Annotated in this window: 15 protein-coding genes; 8 read left to right on the forward strand and 7 right to left on the reverse strand. The window is 64.9% G+C overall.

Annotation, left to right across the window (positions count from 1 at the left end; genetic code table 11):
- Positions 1 to 10: 10 nt before the first annotated feature.
- Positions 11 to 1,177, forward strand: coding sequence for a type III PLP-dependent enzyme (locus ABD923_RS09320; protein WP_259550383.1), 1,167 nt, complete (start codon positions 11 to 13; stop codon positions 1,175 to 1,177).
- Positions 1,178 to 1,229: 52 nt separating this feature from the next.
- On the opposite strand, the gene deoD is transcribed toward ABD923_RS09320, so the two are convergent.
- From deoD to ABD923_RS09335, 3 genes are all read right to left on the reverse strand, one after another.
- Positions 1,230 to 1,940, reverse strand: a complete 711-nt coding sequence (deoD, locus tag ABD923_RS09325) for a purine-nucleoside phosphorylase (protein ID WP_259550384.1) — start codon at positions 1,938 to 1,940, stop codon at positions 1,230 to 1,232.
- Between the two features lie 3 nt (positions 1,941 to 1,943).
- Complete coding sequence (locus tag ABD923_RS09330; protein WP_259550385.1) at positions 1,944 to 2,258, reverse strand: H-NS histone family protein; 315 nt, start codon at positions 2,256 to 2,258, stop codon at positions 1,944 to 1,946.
- A 108-nt stretch (positions 2,259 to 2,366) separates the two neighbouring features.
- Positions 2,367 to 4,334 (reverse strand): protein meaA, encoded by a 1,968-nt coding sequence (locus tag ABD923_RS09335; protein ID WP_259550386.1) that lies wholly within the window; start codon positions 4,332 to 4,334, stop codon positions 2,367 to 2,369.
- 221 nt (positions 4,335 to 4,555) lie between these two features.
- Between ABD923_RS09335 and ABD923_RS09340 the strand changes: the two genes are divergently transcribed.
- The 5 genes from ABD923_RS09340 (at position 4,556) to ABD923_RS09360 (ending at position 11,498) form a co-directional block, all read left to right on the forward strand.
- Positions 4,556 to 5,971: a 1-acyl-sn-glycerol-3-phosphate acyltransferase gene (locus ABD923_RS09340; RefSeq protein WP_259550387.1), complete on the forward strand. Its 1,416-nt coding sequence runs from the start codon at positions 4,556 to 4,558 to the stop codon at positions 5,969 to 5,971.
- Between the two features lie 121 nt (positions 5,972 to 6,092).
- Positions 6,093 to 7,388 (forward strand): crotonyl-CoA carboxylase/reductase, encoded by a 1,296-nt coding sequence (ccrA, locus tag ABD923_RS09345; protein ID WP_259550388.1) that lies wholly within the window; start codon positions 6,093 to 6,095, stop codon positions 7,386 to 7,388.
- A gap of 437 nt (positions 7,389 to 7,825) precedes the next feature.
- Entirely contained in the window at positions 7,826 to 8,839 is a 1,014-nt protein-coding gene (gene deoC / locus ABD923_RS09350; protein ID WP_222190970.1) for a deoxyribose-phosphate aldolase, read from the forward strand.
- A 27-nt stretch (positions 8,840 to 8,866) separates the two neighbouring features.
- Positions 8,867 to 9,148: a hypothetical protein gene (locus ABD923_RS09355; RefSeq protein ID WP_259550389.1), complete on the forward strand. Its 282-nt coding sequence runs from the start codon at positions 8,867 to 8,869 to the stop codon at positions 9,146 to 9,148.
- A 1-nt stretch (position 9,149) separates the two neighbouring features.
- Positions 9,150 to 11,498 carry an aldehyde dehydrogenase family protein gene (locus tag ABD923_RS09360; RefSeq protein ID WP_259550390.1) on the forward strand — a complete coding sequence of 783 codons (2,349 nt, stop codon included), beginning with the start codon at positions 9,150 to 9,152 and terminating at the stop codon, positions 11,496 to 11,498.
- Positions 11,499 to 11,617: 119 nt separating this feature from the next.
- On the opposite strand, the gene ABD923_RS09365 is transcribed toward ABD923_RS09360, so the two are convergent.
- The 3 genes from ABD923_RS09365 to ABD923_RS09375 form a co-directional block, all read right to left on the reverse strand.
- Positions 11,618 to 12,223, reverse strand: coding sequence for a DUF1523 family protein (locus ABD923_RS09365; RefSeq protein WP_259550391.1), 606 nt, complete (start codon positions 12,221 to 12,223; stop codon positions 11,618 to 11,620).
- A 12-nt stretch (positions 12,224 to 12,235) separates the two neighbouring features.
- Complete coding sequence (locus tag ABD923_RS09370; protein WP_259550392.1) at positions 12,236 to 12,496, reverse strand: hypothetical protein; 261 nt, start codon at positions 12,494 to 12,496, stop codon at positions 12,236 to 12,238.
- A 181-nt stretch (positions 12,497 to 12,677) separates the two neighbouring features.
- Entirely contained in the window at positions 12,678 to 12,875 is a 198-nt protein-coding gene (locus tag ABD923_RS09375) for a hypothetical protein (protein ID WP_222190965.1), read from the reverse strand.
- Positions 12,876 to 13,064: 189 nt separating this feature from the next.
- Here ABD923_RS09375 and ABD923_RS09380 point away from each other — a divergent pair, with 189 nt between their 5' ends.
- Positions 13,065 to 14,537, forward strand: coding sequence for an ABC transporter substrate-binding protein (locus ABD923_RS09380; RefSeq protein ID WP_259550393.1), 1,473 nt, complete (start codon positions 13,065 to 13,067; stop codon positions 14,535 to 14,537).
- A gap of 52 nt (positions 14,538 to 14,589) precedes the next feature.
- Here the strand turns inward: ABD923_RS09380 and ABD923_RS09385 are convergent, their stop codons facing one another.
- Positions 14,590 to 15,585, reverse strand: a complete 996-nt coding sequence (locus ABD923_RS09385; protein ID WP_259550394.1) for an NAD(P)-dependent alcohol dehydrogenase — start codon at positions 15,583 to 15,585, stop codon at positions 14,590 to 14,592.
- A 104-nt stretch (positions 15,586 to 15,689) separates the two neighbouring features.
- Here ABD923_RS09385 and ABD923_RS09390 point away from each other — a divergent pair, with 104 nt between their 5' ends.
- Complete coding sequence (locus tag ABD923_RS09390) at positions 15,690 to 16,595, forward strand: LysR family transcriptional regulator (RefSeq protein WP_259550395.1); 906 nt, start codon at positions 15,690 to 15,692, stop codon at positions 16,593 to 16,595.
- Positions 16,596 to 16,701: the final 106 nt, after the last annotated feature.

Below are 16,701 nucleotides of genomic sequence, written 5' to 3' on the forward strand. Positions count from 1 at the left end.
GGAGATGACCATGACTGCTACGTTTACCGGCCTTTCGGCCGCTGCACCCGTATCTTCTCGCCTCGAAGCCTTCGCGCGCCTGCATGCGTTCGAACGCCCGACGCTGATCCTCGATATCGACCGCGTCGAAGCGCAGTACCACGCGCTGTCCGCCGGTCTTGGCCGCGCCGCGATCCACTATGCCGTCAAAGCCAACCCCGCGCCCGAGATCCTCGAGCGTCTGGCCGCCATCGGCTCGCATTTCGACGCCGCCTCGCGCCGCGAGATCGAGCTGTGCCTTGCCGCCGGCGCCCATGCCGAGCACATTTCCTTTGGCAACACGGTCAAGAAACCCGCCGATATCGCCTTTGCCCATGCCGTCGGGGTCGAGATCTTTGCCGCGGACGCCAGCGAAGAGTTGGAAAAGATCGCCGCCCACGCCCCGGGCGCGCAGGTCTATATCCGCCTGCTGGTCGAAGCCTCCGGCGCAGACTGGCCGCTGACCCGCAAGTTCGGCACCTCGCATGACGTCGCGCTGGAACTGATGGCCGAGGCCCGTGCGCTCGGGCTGCGCCCGGTCGGCCTGTCCTTCCATGTCGGCAGCCAGACGCGCGACCCGATCATGTGGGCGCCGATCCTCGACCAGATCGCCGCAACCTGGCACGACGCGCAGGATGCCGGGTTCGCCCTTGACCTGCTGAATATCGGCGGCGGCTTCCCGGCCTTCTACGGCGACGACATCCCGCACCCGACCGCCTATGCCGCCCGCGTGGCCGAGTTGGTGGCCGAGCGCTTCGGCGATGTGCCCCGCATCATGGCAGAGCCGGGCCGTGGCCTCGTGGCCGAGGCCGGGCTGATCGCCGCCGAGGTGCTGCTGGTCTCGCGCAAGTCACATGACGACCTGCACCGCTGGGTGATGCTGGATATCGGCAAGTTCTCGGGGCTGGCCGAAACCATGGACGAGGCGATCCGCTACCAGTTCGTCACCGACCGCGATCACGAGGCGATGGGCCCCTGCATCCTGGCCGGACCGTCCTGCGACAGCGCCGATGTGCTTTATGAAAAGCGGCCCGTGTCCCTGCCGCTGGGTCTGAAGGCCGGCGACCGTATCCTGATCCGCGCCTGCGGGGCCTACACGTCGAGCTATGCCTCGATCGGGTTCAACGGCTTCCCGCCGCTGGACGTGGTGGTGATCTGAACAAGGACGGGGCGCCTCGCAAGATGCGCCCCGTTTCTTTATCCGTTCTGGCTCAGGCCGACGGGAACGCCGCCTCCAGCGCGATTTCGACCATGTCCGAGAAAGACGACTGCCGATCCTCGGAGGGCAGCGCCTCATGCGTCAGCAGATGGTCCGAGATGGTCAGCACGGCGAGCGCGCGGCAACCATAGCGGGCGGCGACGGTGTAAAGCTCGGCCGCCTCCATCTCGACGGCGAGAATGCCATGCCGCGTCATCTGTTCATTCAGGTCGGGGCGCTCGTCGTAAAAGACATCCGCCGAATAGATCCCCCCGACATGCGTGGAGATCCCCTTGGACTTCGCCGCTGCATTCGCCGCTTCAAGCAGGTCGTAATCCGCGCAGGGGGCGAAATTCAATTCGCGGAAGAACCCTTTCGAGGGAGTCGAAATAGTTGACGATGTCATCGCCAGAACGACATCGCGCAGCTTGATCTTCTCCTGCATGGCGCCGGCCGAGCCGATCCGGATCAGCGTTTTCGCGCCATAGTCTCGGATCAATTCGTTGGCATAGATCGACAGGCTGGGCATTCCCATGCCCGATCCGTGGATCGTGACGCGATTACCCCGCCAGGTGCCGGTATAGCCCAGCATCCCGCGCACTTCATTCACGCAGACCGGATTTTCGAGAAAGGTTTCCGCTGCCCATTTCGCGCGCAGCGGATCGCCGGGCATGAGAACGGTTTCCGCGATCTCACCCGGCTTTGCGCCGATATGGATGGTCATGGATCAGATCGCCAGATCGTCCAGCGACTTGCCCGCGGCCAAAGCGTCCTTGATCCACTGCGGCTGACGGCCCCGTCCGGTCCAGGTCTGGCTGGCATCCGCGGGATTGGCGTATTTCGGGGCGCCTTTGACCTTGGTCTTTGCCCCTTTTGCGCCAAGGATTTCGTCGAGCGAAAAACCGTGTTCCTGTGCCGCTTTCTGAGCGGCGATCAGCGCTTCCTGTTTCTTGCGTTTCTCGAAATTGACAATCGCGGCATCCACCTCTTTGCGGTGGGCCTTCAACTCTTCAAGCGACATCTTTTCGAGGGTCTTGGCCATTTTATTGGTCCTTTGCGCAGTTCCTTTAATTATCCACAGCCATGCGCCTTTTCAGGCGCAAGGGCAAGGCAAAAGGTTAACGCAAGGAGCCGATCGATTATAGGTGGCTTATTCGGCCGCTATGGATTTCGGGTCGGCCACGGTCACGATATCCATCATGATGCGGTTCAACTCGAAGTCTTTCGGCGTATAAACCCGTGTCACGCCATAGCCCAAAAGCGTTTGCGCATCGTCGTCGGGAATGATGCCGCCGACCAGAACGGGGATATGATCGAGCCCTTCTGCGCGCAGGCGATCCATGACTTCGCGGATCAGCGGAATGTGGCTGCCGGACAGGATCGAAAGGCCGATCACATGGGCCTCTTCTGTTTTCGCGGCCTCGACGATTTCGGCAGGTGTCAGGCGGATACCCTCGTAAGAGATATCCATGCCGCAATCGCGCGCACGGAACGCGATTTGTTCGGCGCCGTTGGAATGTCCGTCAAGGCCCGGCTTGCCGACAAGGAACTTCAACCGGCGGCCGAGGCTGTCGCTGACGGCATCGACGGCGGCGCGGATGTCATCCAGACCCTCGGTCTTGTTCGACACCGATTTCGACACGCCCGTGGGGCCGCGATACTGGCCGTGGACCGCGCGCATGACACCCGACCATTCGCCGGTCGTCGCCCCGGCCTTGGCCGCGGCGATCGAGGCGGGCATGACATTGCGCCCCTCGGCGGCCGCGCTGCGCAGATCGGCAAGGGCGGCCTGCACGGCGTCTTCGTCCCGCTCAGCGCGCCAGGCATTCAGGCGGTCGATCTGGTCGGCCTCCACGCCCGGGTCGACGACCATGATGCCGCCATCTTCGCCCATGAGCGGCGAGGGTTCGGACTGGGTGAACTTGTTCACGCCGACAACGGTGGTGTCGCCACGTTCGATCCCGCCGACGCGGTCGGCGTTCGATTCGACCAGGCGCGACTTCATGTAGTCGATGGCGGCGATAGCGCCGCCCATGGACTCGAGGTTGGCCAGTTCGGCGCGCGCGCCTTCCTTCAACTCTTCGACCTTGGCATCGACGACCGGGTTGCCGTCGAACAGGTCGCCATATTCCAGAAGGTCGGTCTCGAAGGCCATGATCTGCTGCATCCGCATGGACCACTGCTGATCCCAGGGGCGCGGCAGGCCCAGCGCCTCGTTCCACGCAGGCAGTTGCACGGCGCGGGCGCGGGCCTTCTTCGAGAGCGTCACGGCCAGCATCTCGATCAGGATGCGGTAGACGTTGTTTTCCGGCTGCTGCTCGGTCAGGCCGAGGGAGTTCACCTGAACGCCATAGCGGAAGCGGCGGTATTTTGCATCCTCGACGCCGTACCGCTCGGCGCAGATTTCGTCCCACAGATCGACGAAGGCGCGCATCTTGCACATCTCGGTGACGAAGCGGATGCCCGCGTTCACGAAGAAGGAAATGCGCCCGACAAGGCGCGGGAAGTCTTCGGCCGGGACGCGGGGGCGCAATTCATCAAGAACGGCAATCGCGGTGCCCAGCGCATAGGCCAGTTCCTGCTCCGGCGTCGCGCCGGCCTCTTGCAGGTGGTAGGAACACACGTTCATCGGGTTCCACTTGGGCACGTTGGTGTAGCAGTACTCGGCCACGTCGGCGATCATCCGCAGCGAGGGTTTCGGCGGGCAGATATAGGTGCCGCGGCTGAGGTATTCCTTGATCAGGTCGTTCTGCACCGTGCCCTGAAGCTTGGAAATGTCGGCGCCCTGTTCTTCGGCCACCGCGATATAAAGCGACAACAGCCACGGCGCCGTGGCGTTGATCGTCATCGAGGTGTTCATCTGTTCCAGCGGGATCTGGTCGAACAGCGTGCGCATGTCGCCCAGGTGGCAGACCGGCACGCCGACCTTGCCCACCTCGCCACGCGCGAGAACGTGGTCGCTGTCATACCCCGTCTGGGTGGGCAGGTCGAAGGCCACGGACAGGCCCGTCTGCCCCTTGGCGAGGTTGCCGCGATAGAGTGCGTTCGACGCCTTGGCGGTGGAATGGCCCGCATAGGTGCGGATGAGCCAGGGCTTGTCACGGTCTTGGGCGGTCACGGGCGGGCCTCCTGAATCAGCAAATAGCAATTTCATTGCGTCCAAGGCGATATATTGAAAATAATCTGTCTCTGTCAATTCGCTGCATCGCGGCAAGCACAGGTTTCCCGCGGCGAAGGTCGTTTCTACCACGCAAAGCTTAACAAACCGTGCAGGACGCCCATATTCCGGAGTCACACAAGTGATTGTCTTGAACGCCCAATGCTGACAGCCTGCCCGACATGACGACCCCGGTCACCCTGCCGCTTTGGCTGTTCATCCTGATCCTGCTGTTTGCCGCGGTCACCTTCGCCTCGCATTTCCTGTTTCCGTCGGTGCGCTGGTTCCTGCGCCGCCGGCTGGAGTCGGCGGTGGAACGGCTGAACTCGCGGCTGGCGCGCCCGATCCAGCCCTTCAAGCTGGCGCGGCGCATGGATACGGTGCGCCGCCTGATCTACGACCCCGAGGTCGCGCAGGCCATTTCCGACCATGCCCATGAGAACGGGATCCGCGAGGACGTGGCGTTTCAGAAGGCCGAACGCTACGCGCGGGAAATCGTGCCGGGGTTCTCGGCCTTTACCTATTTCGGCTTCGCCATCCGTGTCGCGCGGTTCCTGAGCCAGTCGCTCTACCGGGTGCGGCTGGCCCATGCGAACGATCCGGCGCTCGAGGCGATCCCCCACAGCTCGACCGTGGTCTTCGTCATGAACCACCGGTCGAACATGGATTACGTTCTGGTCACGTGGCTGGTGGCCGAACGCTCGGCCCTGGCTTACGCGGTGGGGGAATGGGCGCGGGTCTGGCCGCTGCGGCAATTGGTGCGGGCGATGGGCGGCTATTTCATCCGCCGCCGCTATAACAATGCGCTCTATCGCAAGGTGCTGGCACGCTACGTCCAGATGGCGACCGAGGCGGGCGTGACGCAGGCCGTGTTTCCCGAAGGCGGGCTTAGCCGAACGGGGGGCCTGGGCAAACCGAAGCTGGGGCTGATCTCTTACATCCTTGAGGGGTTCGACCCGGGTCAGTCGCGCGACGTGGTCTTCGTGCCCGTGGCGCTGAACTATGACCGGGTGATGGAGGACCGGAACCTGATCGACGCGCATCTGAATGGCACGCGGCGATTCCGCTTCTCGGTCCGCCCGATCTATCGCTACCTGCGGCGGCAGATCTGGCTGCGCCTGACGGGGCGGTTCCATCGTTACGGATACGCCGCCGTCAGTTTCGGCGATCCGCTGAGCCTGACAGAGTTCCTGGCCACGTCGCATCGCGACGATGCCGCGGCACTTGGGGACGAACTGATAGGGCGCATCGCCAAGGTGATGCCGGTGACGCCGGTGCCGCTGGTCGCCCATGCGCTGGCCGACGGCGTGACCAGCCGCGCCGCGCTGACGGCGCGGATCGAGGCGCAGATCGCCGAGGCGCAGCGCACCGGGGTGACCGTTCACGTGCCGCGCGATGACACGGACTATACGGTCGAGGTGGGTCTGCGCGGGTTGATGGAGCGCCGCATGGTCGAGGTGGCGGGCGACCGAATCGAGGTGACCGACCCCGGACGGCCCATCGTCGCGTTCTACGCCCAGTCCGTGGCGCATCTTTTGGACGAATTGCCCAGCCCGACACGGCCTGAAAGCGGGAGCGCGGAAACCGCTGCGACATAATATTTCGCAGAACTGCATTTTCCCGTTTGCTTTGTTGCGCGGCCATCTCTATGTCTTGCTGCAACAGCAAGAAGGCGATTCCGCGTTGCGGCATCGCCGTGGAAACGGAGGAGGCCCGCCCATGGCACTCGACAGCAACCCGGCGACTGCCGAGTACGACGCACCCAAGAAAGACCTTTACGAGATGGGCGAAATGCCCCCGATGGGTCATGTCCCGGCACAGATGTACGCCTGGGCCATTCGCCGCGAACGCCATGGCGAACCGCACGAGGCCTTCCAGGTCGAGGTGGTGGAGACCCCCAAGATCGACAGCCACGAGGTGCTGGTGCTCGTGATGGCCGCGGGCGTGAACTACAACGGCGTATGGGCCGGTTTGGGCAAGCCGATCAGCCCCTTCGACGGGCACGGCGCCGACTACCACATCGCGGGCTCCGATGCCTCGGGGATCGTCTGGGCCGTGGGCGACAAGGTGAAGAACTGGAAGGTGGGCGACGAGGTCGTGATCCACTGCAACCAGGACGATGGCGACGACGAGGAGTGCAACGGCGGCGACCCGATGTATTCGCCCAGCCAGCGGATCTGGGGCTACGAGACGCCGGACGGGTCGTTCTCGCAGTTCACGCGTGTGCAGGCGCAGCAATTGATGACGCGCCCCAAGCACCTGACCTGGGAAGAAAGCGCCTGCTACACGCTGACGCTGGCCACCGCCTACCGGATGCTGTTCGGCCACCATCCGCATGAGCTGAAGCCCGGCATGAACGTGCTGGTCTGGGGCGCGTCGGGCGGCCTTGGGTCCTACGCGATCCAGCTGATCAACACGGCCGGGGCCAACGCCATCGGCGTGATCTCGGACGAGGACAAGCGCGATTTCGTCATGGGCCTTGGCGCAAAGGGCGTAATCAACCGCAAGGATTTCAACTGCTGGGGCCAGCTGCCCACCGTGAACACGCCCGAATACAAGGAATGGTTCACCGAGGCGCGCAAGTTCGGCAAGGCGATCTGGGACATCACCGGCAAGGGCAACAATGTCGACATCGTCTTCGAACACCCGGGCGAGACGACCTTCCCGGTCTCGACGCTGGTCTGCAAGAAGGGCGGCATGGTCGTGATCTGCGCCGGCACCACCGGGTTCAACTGCACCTTCGACGTGCGCTACATGTGGATGCACCAGAAGCGTTTGCAGGGCAGCCACTTCGCGCATCTGAAACAGGCCGCCGCCGCCAACAAGCTGATGGTGGAGCGCCGCCTCGACCCGTGCATGTCCGAGGTCTTCCCCTGGTCGGAACTGCCCGACGCGCATACCAAGATGTATCGCAACGAGCACAAGCCGGGGAACATGTCCGTCCTCGTGCAGGCGCCGAGCACCGGGCTGCGCACGCTGGAAGACGTGCTGGAGGCTGGGCCCACCAAACTCTGACACCGTCTGAACACCGAATACGCCGCCCCTCACCGGCGGCGTTATTCCCGCCCCGCGCCGATATCCTCACCACGGCGCGGGGCGTTTTCGTTCAGGCCATCTGCAGGGCCGTTGCGACCTGCTGCTTTGCGCAAGCCGTGGCGAGTGGGGGGTGCGGCGTGGAAACCCGAGACCTTCGGATCGCGGGACGTGAACAGGGAGAACCGCCGGTCGCTGCGCCTGCACGCCACGGCTTCGGGCACCAATCGGTTGCGCGCTGAACGCGGTCACGACCCGGTTCGAGATGCGGATTGCCCGCCCGATCGAGACCTGATCTTGGGTTCTATACTTGCACGATGTGGCGTTCTGCGGTGAGATTTGACCGTTTGGTCAAGCTTGCCTTCGCAGGCCACCCGTGACACGCTTTCGCCGACACTTCCCAGCCTGCGCGACACCAGATGACCGAAGCTCAGACCGCCACGGAGGCCAGCGTGCGGACCGCCCCGTCCGACCAGTTGCCGCAACTTCACCTGCCGCGAAACGCGGGCACGGGGCTGGACCTCGACTGGGTGGCGCGGGTGCAGGCCAATACCTCGGCCATCGAACGCCGTGCGGCCACCCTGCCCGGCCGCCGCAGCGTGAAAAAGGCCTATCAGGCCGCGTGGCTGGCCCGCGCGGTCACGCTGATCGACCTGACGACGCTGGCGGGCGACGACACGCCGGGCCGGGTGCGGCGCCTCTGCGCCAAGGCCCGCCAACCGGTGCGCGCCGATATCCTCGACGCGCTTGGCCTGCCGGCCCTCACCACCGGGGCCGTCTGCGTCTATCACGAGATGGTGCCGACAGCGGTCGAGGCGCTGGAGGGCACCGGCATTCCCGTCGCTGCCGTCTCCACCGGGTTTCCTGCCGGTTTGTCGCCCTATCACCTGCGGGTGAAAGAGATCGAAGAAAGCGTGAAGGCCGGCGCGAAAGAGATCGACATCGTGATTTCCCGCCGCCATGTCCTGACCGGAAACTGGCAGGCGCTCTACGATGAAATGGCCGAGTTCCGCGCTGCCTGCGGCGAGGCGCATGTCAAGGCCATCCTTGCCACGGGCGAGTTGGGGACGTTGCGGAATGTCGCCCGCGCGTCGCTGGTGTGCATGATGGCCGGGGCCGATTTCATCAAGACCTCGACCGGCAAGGAAAGCGTGAACGCGACCCTGCCCGTGACGCTGACCATGATCCGCGCCATCCGCGCCTACGAGGCCGCGACCGGGTTCAAGGTGGGCTACAAGCCCGCGGGCGGCATCTCCAAGGCCAAGGACGCGCTGGTCTACCTCAGCATGATCAAGGAAGAACTGGGCGACCGTTGGCTGCGACCCGACCTGTTCCGCTTTGGCGCGTCGTCGCTTCTTGGCGATATCGAGCGGCAGTTGGAACATCACGTGACGGGCCAGTATTCGGCCAGCTACCGGCATCCGATGGGATGAGCGGGGCAGATTGGACCGGGCCAGACCATGACGATCAGTTTCAATACCATCGTTCTGCTGATCATGACGATCTACGTGATCTGGATGGGCCTGTCCGAGCACCGGAAGGAGCGCGCCTCGGAAGCCGGGCTGACGGAGTCCCAACGCCAGCGGTTTTCCGAACTCTACGCGCTGTCGCGTGCCAATGCCGACTACCCCGAGGATCTGCGCGCCCATGCCGCCATCGCGCAGCGCGCCCGGATCCGCAAAGGGGCTGCGGTGGTGATCCTCGCCGCCGTGATCTTCATCATCCTCTTCAGGGGACCATGACATGACGACCCGCGAAATCTTCGACTCGATGGAGTATGGCCCCGCGCCCGAAAGCGACGCGGAGGCGCGCGACTGGATCGCCACGCGCGGCCCCGATTTCGGGCATTTCATCGATGGTGGGTTCACCGATGCCGGGCAGGGCTTCGCCGCGAAAAACCCGGCGACCGGCGAGGAGATTGCCCGGCTGACCCAGGGCAGCGCCCATGACGTCGAGGTCGCGGTCGCCGCCGCGGCCAAGGCCTTTTCGAAATGGTCGAAACTGCCGGGCCATGCGCGGGCGAAATACCTCTACGCGCTGGCGCGGCTGTTGCAGAAACACGCCCGGCTTTTCGCGGTTCTGGAGACGCTCGATAACGGCAAGCCGATCCGCGAAAGCCGCGATATCGACGTGCCGCTGGCGCAGCGTCATTTCTACTATCACGCCGGTCTGGCCCAGTTGATGGACAGCGAGATGCCCGGTCATGCGCCGCTGGGTGTCTGCGGTCAGATCATCCCGTGGAACTTTCCGCTGCTGATGCTGGCGTGGAAGATCGCGCCTGCCTTGGCCGCCGGAAACACGGTGGTTCTGAAACCGGCCGAATACACCTCGCTCACGGCTCTGCTGTTCGCCGATATCTGCCGCGAGGCGGGGCTGCCCAAGGGCGTCGTGAACATCGTCACCGGCGATGGCGCGACGGGCGAGGCGCTGGTCACCCACCCGGACGTGGCCAAGATCGCCTTTACCGGCTCGACCGCCGTGGGCCGCCGCATCCGCGAGGCGACAGCGGGGTCGGGCAAATCCCTGACCTTGGAGTTGGGCGGGAAATCCCCCTACATCGTCTTCGACGACGCCGATATCGATTCAGCGATCGAGGGGCTGGTAGATGCCATCTGGTTCAACCAGGGGCAGGTCTGCTGCGCGGGCTCGCGCCTGTTGGTGCAGGAAAGCATCGCCGAGGATTTCCACGCGCGGCTGAAGGCACGGATGGACAAGCTGCGCGTCGGCGATCCGCTGGACAAATGCATCGACGTGGGTGCGCTGGTGGACCCGGTCCAGCACCAGACGATCACGCGGATGGTGGAGGCCAATACCGAAGGCGAGGTCTATCGCGCGCAGGTGCCGATGCCCGAGCAGGGCTGTTTCTACCCGCCGACGCTGATCACCGGGCTCAGCCCCGCCGCGCCACTGATGCAGGACGAAATCTTCGGGCCCGTGCTCGTCTCCACCACCTTCCGCACGCCGTCTGAGGCGGTGGAGTTGGCCAATAACACGCGTTACGGGCTGGCCGCGACCCTCTGGAGCGAGAACCTGAACCTCGCCCTCGACATCGCGCCGAAACTGGCGGCTGGCGTGGTCTGGGTGAACGCGACCAACTTGTTCGACGCCGCCGCGCCCTTTGGCGGGGTGCGCGAATCGGGCTTTGGCCGCGAAGGCGGGTGGGAGGGGCTGTCGGCCTACCTGAAACCCAAGGCGAAATTGACCCCGCGCAAGCCGGTCGCGCCGGTCCCCGCCCCCGACACGGTCGAGGCGCCGGGGCTGGACCGCACCGCCAAGATGTATGTCGGCGGCAAGCAGGCGCGGCCCGACAGCGGCTATTCGCGGCCTGTCTGGTCGAAGCGCGGGCAGTTGCTGGGCCATGCGGGGCTGGGCAACCGCAAGGACATCCGCAACGCGGTCGAGGCCGCGCGCGGGGCTGCCGGATGGTCCAGGACCACCGGGCATCTGCGCGCGCAGATCCTGTATTATATCGCCGAGAACCTGTCGGCCCGCGCGGACGAGTTCGCCGCGCGCCTGCGCGCCCTGACGACGACCAGCGCGGCCAGGGCCGAAGCCGAGGTCGAGGCCTCGATCGCGCGGCTTTTCACCTACGCGGCCTGGGCGGACAAGTTCGACGGCGGTGTGAAATCGGTGCCGATCCGGGGCGTGGCCATGGCCATGCGCGAGCCCGTGGGCATCATCGGGGCGCTGGCCCCGGAAGAGGCGCCGCTGCTCGGGGCCGTGTCGCTGATCGCGCCCGCGATCGCGATGGGCAACCGTGTGGTGCTGGTGCCATCCGCCCCCTACCCCCTGGCCGCGACGGACCTGTACCAAGTGCTCGATACGTCGGACGTGCCGGGCGGTGTGGTGAATATCGTGACGGGCGATCCGGCCGATCTTGCCCCGGCGCTGGCCGGGCATCTGGAGGTTGACGCGCTGTGGAACTTCTCGGCCTCGGATCAGGCGATGATCGACGCCGCCTCGGCCGGGAACCTCAAGCGGGTCTGGGCGCCCGAGGGCAACCCGGATTGGCTGGGCGGCGATGGGGAGGGGCGTGCCTTCCTCGAGGCCGCGACCGAGGTAAAGACGATCTGGGTGCCCTACGGCGAGTGACGGTGAGAGGGATTGCGCCGCGGCTTCGCCGCGTCGCCCGGCAAAGCGCCGAAAGGGGCATTGAGCCCCTTTCGGCGCTGGTTTGCATATTTGAAGGATAAAGATGCAACAGGGCGGGATCAGCCGCGACCTGCCGCCCAATCCTTCAGCTTGGCCCAACGCACGGCGGTGCGGTCGGCGATAGGAACGATGACCCGGTCCTCGAACCGTTCCCAGATCCGCCAGGCCATGAAGAGGACCCCGGCGAAGACAAGCAGGATCACGATGTTGAGCCAGGGGATCAGGGTCACGTCGGGGCCGTCGACCTCGCGCATGCTGATCGCGTTGGGATAGGTGGTGAGCAGCCGCGACCGCCAGCCGTAATGGGTGACGGCGACCCAGCGCGGGGCCTCGGAATTCGAGACGAGGTTCGCCGCCTCGGCCTGCAGGTCGGCGCTGTCGAGCTTGAAATAGGGCGGCCAGCCGAAGCCCGTGTCCTCGTTGCGGTAAACCATCACGTCGCCATCGGCGTGCACCGTGTTGATCAGGCGCAAGTCCCGGCTGTCGGGGTCGGCGCCACCGCTATCGCCATGCGCGTAAAACACGCGATTCCACCCCGAGAAATCCTGCCGGATGATTTCTGTATCGGTGACACGCACGATGTCGCGCTGGGGCAGCGTGTAATGCAGGAGCGCCCCGAGAAAGAGGGCCAGCAAGGACAGGAAGATGATCCGGGGCCAATGCATGGGAACGATCCTTCAATTGGTCAGGTACACGGTGACAACCAGGGCACAGATGGGCAGGACATAGACGAGGAATACAAGCCGTTTTCGCAGGCTGGCGGCGCGGGGTTCCAACCGTTCGGCGACCCAGTCGTCGCGGTCGCCGGGGCGGCCTTCCATCACCCAGTCCTCTTCGAGCTGCATCTTGGCGCCCGCACGCAGGTAGAAATAGAGGCTCAGGTAAACTACGCTCAGCCCGACAAGCAGAATGATCGACAAGCGCCCCAGATTCAGCATCCGCGAGATATCCCTTTGTTGGGTTCCCCATTGATATAAGAGATTCTTTCGCGGAATGTCAGGGCCAGCCGGTCGCGTCACGCGGGCGCAGGGTGCGGAGGCTGAGCCAGCCCGAACGGGAAATGAGCCGTGGTCGGCCTGCTTGAACGCGCGGATGGTCAGGAAATGCGGGCCGGACGGGTCAGGCGCGTTCGAGAAACCCGAGATGCGCGAGGGCGCGTGCGGCCATGTCGCGCGCCGTTTCGTCCCCGCTGAGCAGGTCGTCATTGAGGGTCCGGATGATGGGCGTCAGCGACCGTGTGCTGGCCTGATCGCGGATGAAGGCGGCGACGTTTTCCTTGGCTACGGCAAGGATCTCTTCGGATCTTGGCACGCTCATCTGTCCCCCGAATCAATGCAGATGCAGGAAAACCTTAACCCAGAATTCTCTCTCCGAGTCACGGTATGACAGAATTGCGACAATTCTCGTGCTGTCGCCTGCCCGCAAAAAGGTGCATTTTCCCCAAGATTTTCGCATCGCGCCGCGGCAATATGCGGCGACGTGCCATCAAAGGGAGAGACGCAGAAAATGATCCGTTCGCTTCGCACCGGTGCCGCGATCCTCGCGCTGACCGCAGGCGCCGCGCTTGCGCAACAGACCGACATCACCATCGGCATGGTTCTTGAGCCGCCCAACCTCGACCCGACCGGCGGCGCGGCCGCCGCCATCGACGAGGTGGTTTATGCCAACGTCTTCGAGGGGCTGACGCGTTTTGCCCCGGACGGCTCGGTCGTGCCCGGCCTTGCGGAAAGCTGGGAGATTTCCGAGGACGGCACGACCTACACCTTCAACCTGCGCGAGGGCGTCACCTTCCATGACGGAAGCGCGATGACGGCCGAAGACGTGGTGTTTTCGCTCGACCGGGCGCGTGCCGAAGGTTCGACCAACGCGCAGCCGTCACTCTTTGCGAATATCGTCTCGGTCGAGGCGGTGGATAACACGACCGTCGCCGTCACGCTGGATGGGCCGGATGGCGCGTTCCTGTTCGACATGGCCTGGGGCGACGCGGTGATCGTGGCGCCCGAAAGCGCCGAGGCCAACGCGACCAACCCGGTGGGCACCGGCCCGTTCCAGTTCGCGGAATGGGTGCAGGGCGACCGGGTGGAGCTGACCCGTTATGCCGATTACTGGGGCGAGGCCCCGGCGCTGGAGGCCGCGACCTTCCGCTTCGTCTCGGACCCGAACGCCGCGTTTGCCGCGATGATGGCGGGTGACGTGGATGCCTTCCCGAACTTCCCCGCGCCCGAGACGCTGTCGACCTTCGAGGCGGATCCGCGCTTCACGGTCATCGTCGGCTCGACCGAGGGGGAAACGATCCTGGCCATGAACAACGCCCAAGCGCCGCTCGATGACATCCGGGTGCGGCAGGCCATTACCCACGCGATCAACCGGCAGGACATTATCGACGGGGCCATGTTCGGCTACGGCACGCCCATCGGGACGCATTTCGCCCCGCATAATCCCGACTATGTCGATCTGACCGGCAACTCGAATTACGACCCCGACGCGGCCCGTGCCCTTCTGGAAGAGGCGGGCGCGACGGACCTGACCCTGCGGCTGATGCTGCCGCCGCCGTCCTATGCGCGGCGCGGCGGTGAGATCATCGCGGCGCAACTGCGCGAGGTCGGGATCGAGACCGAGATCACCAACCTCGAATGGGCGCAGTGGCTGGAACAGGTGTTCCGCGGGTATGATTTCGACCTGACCATCGTCAGCCATACCGAACCTGCCGATATCAACATCTACGCAAATCCCGAGTATTACTTCCAATACGACAACGACGCCTTCCAGGCATTGATGGAAGAGCTGGCAACGACATCGGACCCCGCCGTGCGGACCGAGCTGAACCAGCAGGCCCAGCAGATGATCGCGGCGGATTTCGTCAACGGTTTCCTGTTCCAGCTGGCCAAGACGGGGGTCGCGAACGCCAATATCGAAGGTCTGTGGGAAAACTCGCCCACGCAGGCCAACGACCTGACCGGCGTGCGCTGGGTCGAATGATTTCAGCTTGAAGACCGTGGAAAAGCCCGGCCCATGCCGGGCTTTTTCTTTCTCAACCAGCTTTGGGCAAGGGCGCGGCCCCGGGCAGTTTCAGGACCACGGCCCCTTTGCGGCTGCGGCTTTCGACATGGGTATAGGCCGCGTGGATCTGGTCGAAGGGATAGACGCGGTCGATCACCGGGCGCAGGCGGCCCGCCTCGATCATGTCCGACAGGCGTTTCAGACCGGCCTTCGTGTCGCCGTTCACCTTCAGGATCACGGAATGTCCGTTCCGCTTTGCCTTGCGCATGGCAAACACATCGCCCAGCCCGAAATTCAGCGGCACGAAACGCCCCCCTTGGGCCAGCATCCCGGCCACGGTCGGGTAAGTCATCACGCCTATGGTCTCCAACACCATGTCGAACGGACCGCTAAGGGAGGCGGGATCGACCTCGCGGTAATCGACGAAGGCATCCGCGCCCAACCCCTCGACCAGCGCGCGGTTCGCGCCACTCGCCACGCCCGTCACATGCGCGCCCAGCGCCTTGGCGATCTGCACCGCATAGGCCCCGACACCGCCCGAAGCGCCGACGATCAGCACCCGCTCGCCCGGTTTCACCTGCGCGAAACGGTCGAGGAATTCGAGCGCGGCCTGCGCACCGAAGGGCAGAGCCGCCGCTTGCGTGTCGGTGAGCCCGGCGGGGGTGGTAAGAACCGCGCCCTCGGCCTTCACGGCAATGTACTCGGCATGCGCCCCGCCCGAGGCGAAGCCGAAGACACGGTCGCCCGGCCGAAACCCGGTGACGCCAGCGCCGACCGCGACCACCTCGCCGGCATAGTCTGACCCCAGAACCTTGTTGCGCGGCGCAAAGAGGCCGAACATCAGCCGACCCGCCAGTTTGCTGATGAGGCCGGGGAACGCAGCCGCGCGCAGCCGCCAATCCGCTGTCGTCACCCCCGCCGCGCCGACGCGCACGAGGATTTCACCGGCTTTGGGGTCTAGGCGTGCCATCTCGGTAATCTGCACAACCTCGGCCGGTCCGTAATTTTCATAAACTGCCGCTTTCATGATCGGCCTCCTGTTCAAATCGCCATCTGCCTTGGCGATGGAGATACCCATGCACATACATTCATTGAATTGGCGAATATTGCATCCATGTTATGCACATTCGCATGGATTGGCGCAGCATCACCTTCGACTGGACCCGCGCGCGGGCCTTCCTCGTCACCGCCGAGGAAGGGTCGTTGTCCGCTGCCGCCCGCGCCCTTGGCCTGACACAGCCCACGCTGGGGCGGCAAGTGACGGCGTTCGAGGAAGAACTGGGCGTGACGCTGTTCACCCGCGCGGGCAAGCGGATGGACCTGACCGAGGCGGGGCTGAAGCTGATCGACCATGTGCGCGCGATGGGCGAGGCGGCGAATGCCCTGTCGCTGGCCGCGAGCGGACAGTCGGACGAGATCGCGGGCGAGGTCACGGTGACCGCCTCGGACCTTTATGCTGCCCATATCCTGCCGCCCGTGATCGCCCGCCTGCGGGACGAGGCGCCGGGATTGCGCATCACCATCGTCGCCTCGAACGCCGTGCGCGACCTGATGCGGCGCGAGGCCGATATCGCCATCCGTCACGTCCGCCCAACGCAGCCCGACCTGACGGCGCGGCTGGTGACCCATGACGAGGCGTGGCTTTTCGCATCCCCCGACCTGATCGCGCGGCTGGGGCCAGTGCAGAGCCCGGCTGACCTGAGCGAAGCGCCCTTCATCGGATATGATGCCACCGACACCTACCTGCGCCTTCTGGGCGAGCAGGGCTACAGCCTGACGCCCGACAACTTCCCCGTCCTGACCGAGGATCACCATGTGCAATGGGCGCTGGCGCAGGCCGGGGTGGGCATGATCGCGGCACCGGGCTGGCTGGGCGATGCCGAGCCGGCACTGGCCCGCGTGCTGCCTGGCGTCGACCCACTGGTGCGGTTCCCCGTCTGGCTGGTCGCCCATCGCGAGGTGCATAATTCCCGCCGCGTGCGGCTGGTCTATGACCGGCTGGCCGAGGAAATTGCGCGCACGGTTCGGGCCGGGTGACAGACGGAAAACTCGAGTTTTCCGTCCCGTTTTCCTCGAGGAAAACGCCCCCCTGACGGCCCGATGGAAAAGGCCCCCGCCGAGGCGGGGGCCGGATCGTCATGAA

The organism is [Roseibacterium] beibuensis, assembly GCF_039542305.1.
GTDB classification, from domain to species: Bacteria; Pseudomonadota; Alphaproteobacteria; order Rhodobacterales; family Rhodobacteraceae; genus Roseibacterium; species Roseibacterium beibuensis.

Bases quoted from the DNA above. Each gene is read 5' to 3' on its own strand.
- ABD923_RS09320 (WP_259550383.1), top strand. From the start codon at position 11: ATGACTGCTACGTTTACCGGCCTTTCGGCCGCTGCACCCGTATCTTCT.
- deoD (WP_259550384.1), bottom strand. From the start codon at position 1,940: ATGACCATCCATATCGGCGCAAAGCCGGGTGAGATCGCGGAAACCGTT.
- ABD923_RS09330 (WP_259550385.1), bottom strand. From the start codon at position 2,258: ATGGCCAAGACCCTCGAAAAGATGTCGCTTGAAGAGTTGAAGGCCCAC.
- ABD923_RS09340 (WP_259550387.1), top strand. From the start codon at position 4,556: ATGACGACCCCGGTCACCCTGCCGCTTTGGCTGTTCATCCTGATCCTG.
- ccrA (WP_259550388.1), top strand. From the start codon at position 6,093: ATGGCACTCGACAGCAACCCGGCGACTGCCGAGTACGACGCACCCAAG.
- deoC (WP_222190970.1), top strand. From the start codon at position 7,826: ATGACCGAAGCTCAGACCGCCACGGAGGCCAGCGTGCGGACCGCCCCG.
- ABD923_RS09355 (WP_259550389.1), top strand. From the start codon at position 8,867: ATGACGATCAGTTTCAATACCATCGTTCTGCTGATCATGACGATCTAC.
- ABD923_RS09360 (WP_259550390.1), top strand. From the start codon at position 9,150: ATGACGACCCGCGAAATCTTCGACTCGATGGAGTATGGCCCCGCGCCC.
- ABD923_RS09365 (WP_259550391.1), bottom strand. From the start codon at position 12,223: ATGCATTGGCCCCGGATCATCTTCCTGTCCTTGCTGGCCCTCTTTCTC.
- ABD923_RS09370 (WP_259550392.1), bottom strand. From the start codon at position 12,496: ATGCTGAATCTGGGGCGCTTGTCGATCATTCTGCTTGTCGGGCTGAGC.
- ABD923_RS09375 (WP_222190965.1), bottom strand. From the start codon at position 12,875: ATGAGCGTGCCAAGATCCGAAGAGATCCTTGCCGTAGCCAAGGAAAAC.
- ABD923_RS09380 (WP_259550393.1), top strand. From the start codon at position 13,065: ATGATCCGTTCGCTTCGCACCGGTGCCGCGATCCTCGCGCTGACCGCA.
- ABD923_RS09385 (WP_259550394.1), bottom strand. From the start codon at position 15,585: ATGAAAGCGGCAGTTTATGAAAATTACGGACCGGCCGAGGTTGTGCAG.
- ABD923_RS09390 (WP_259550395.1), top strand. From the start codon at position 15,690: ATGGATTGGCGCAGCATCACCTTCGACTGGACCCGCGCGCGGGCCTTC.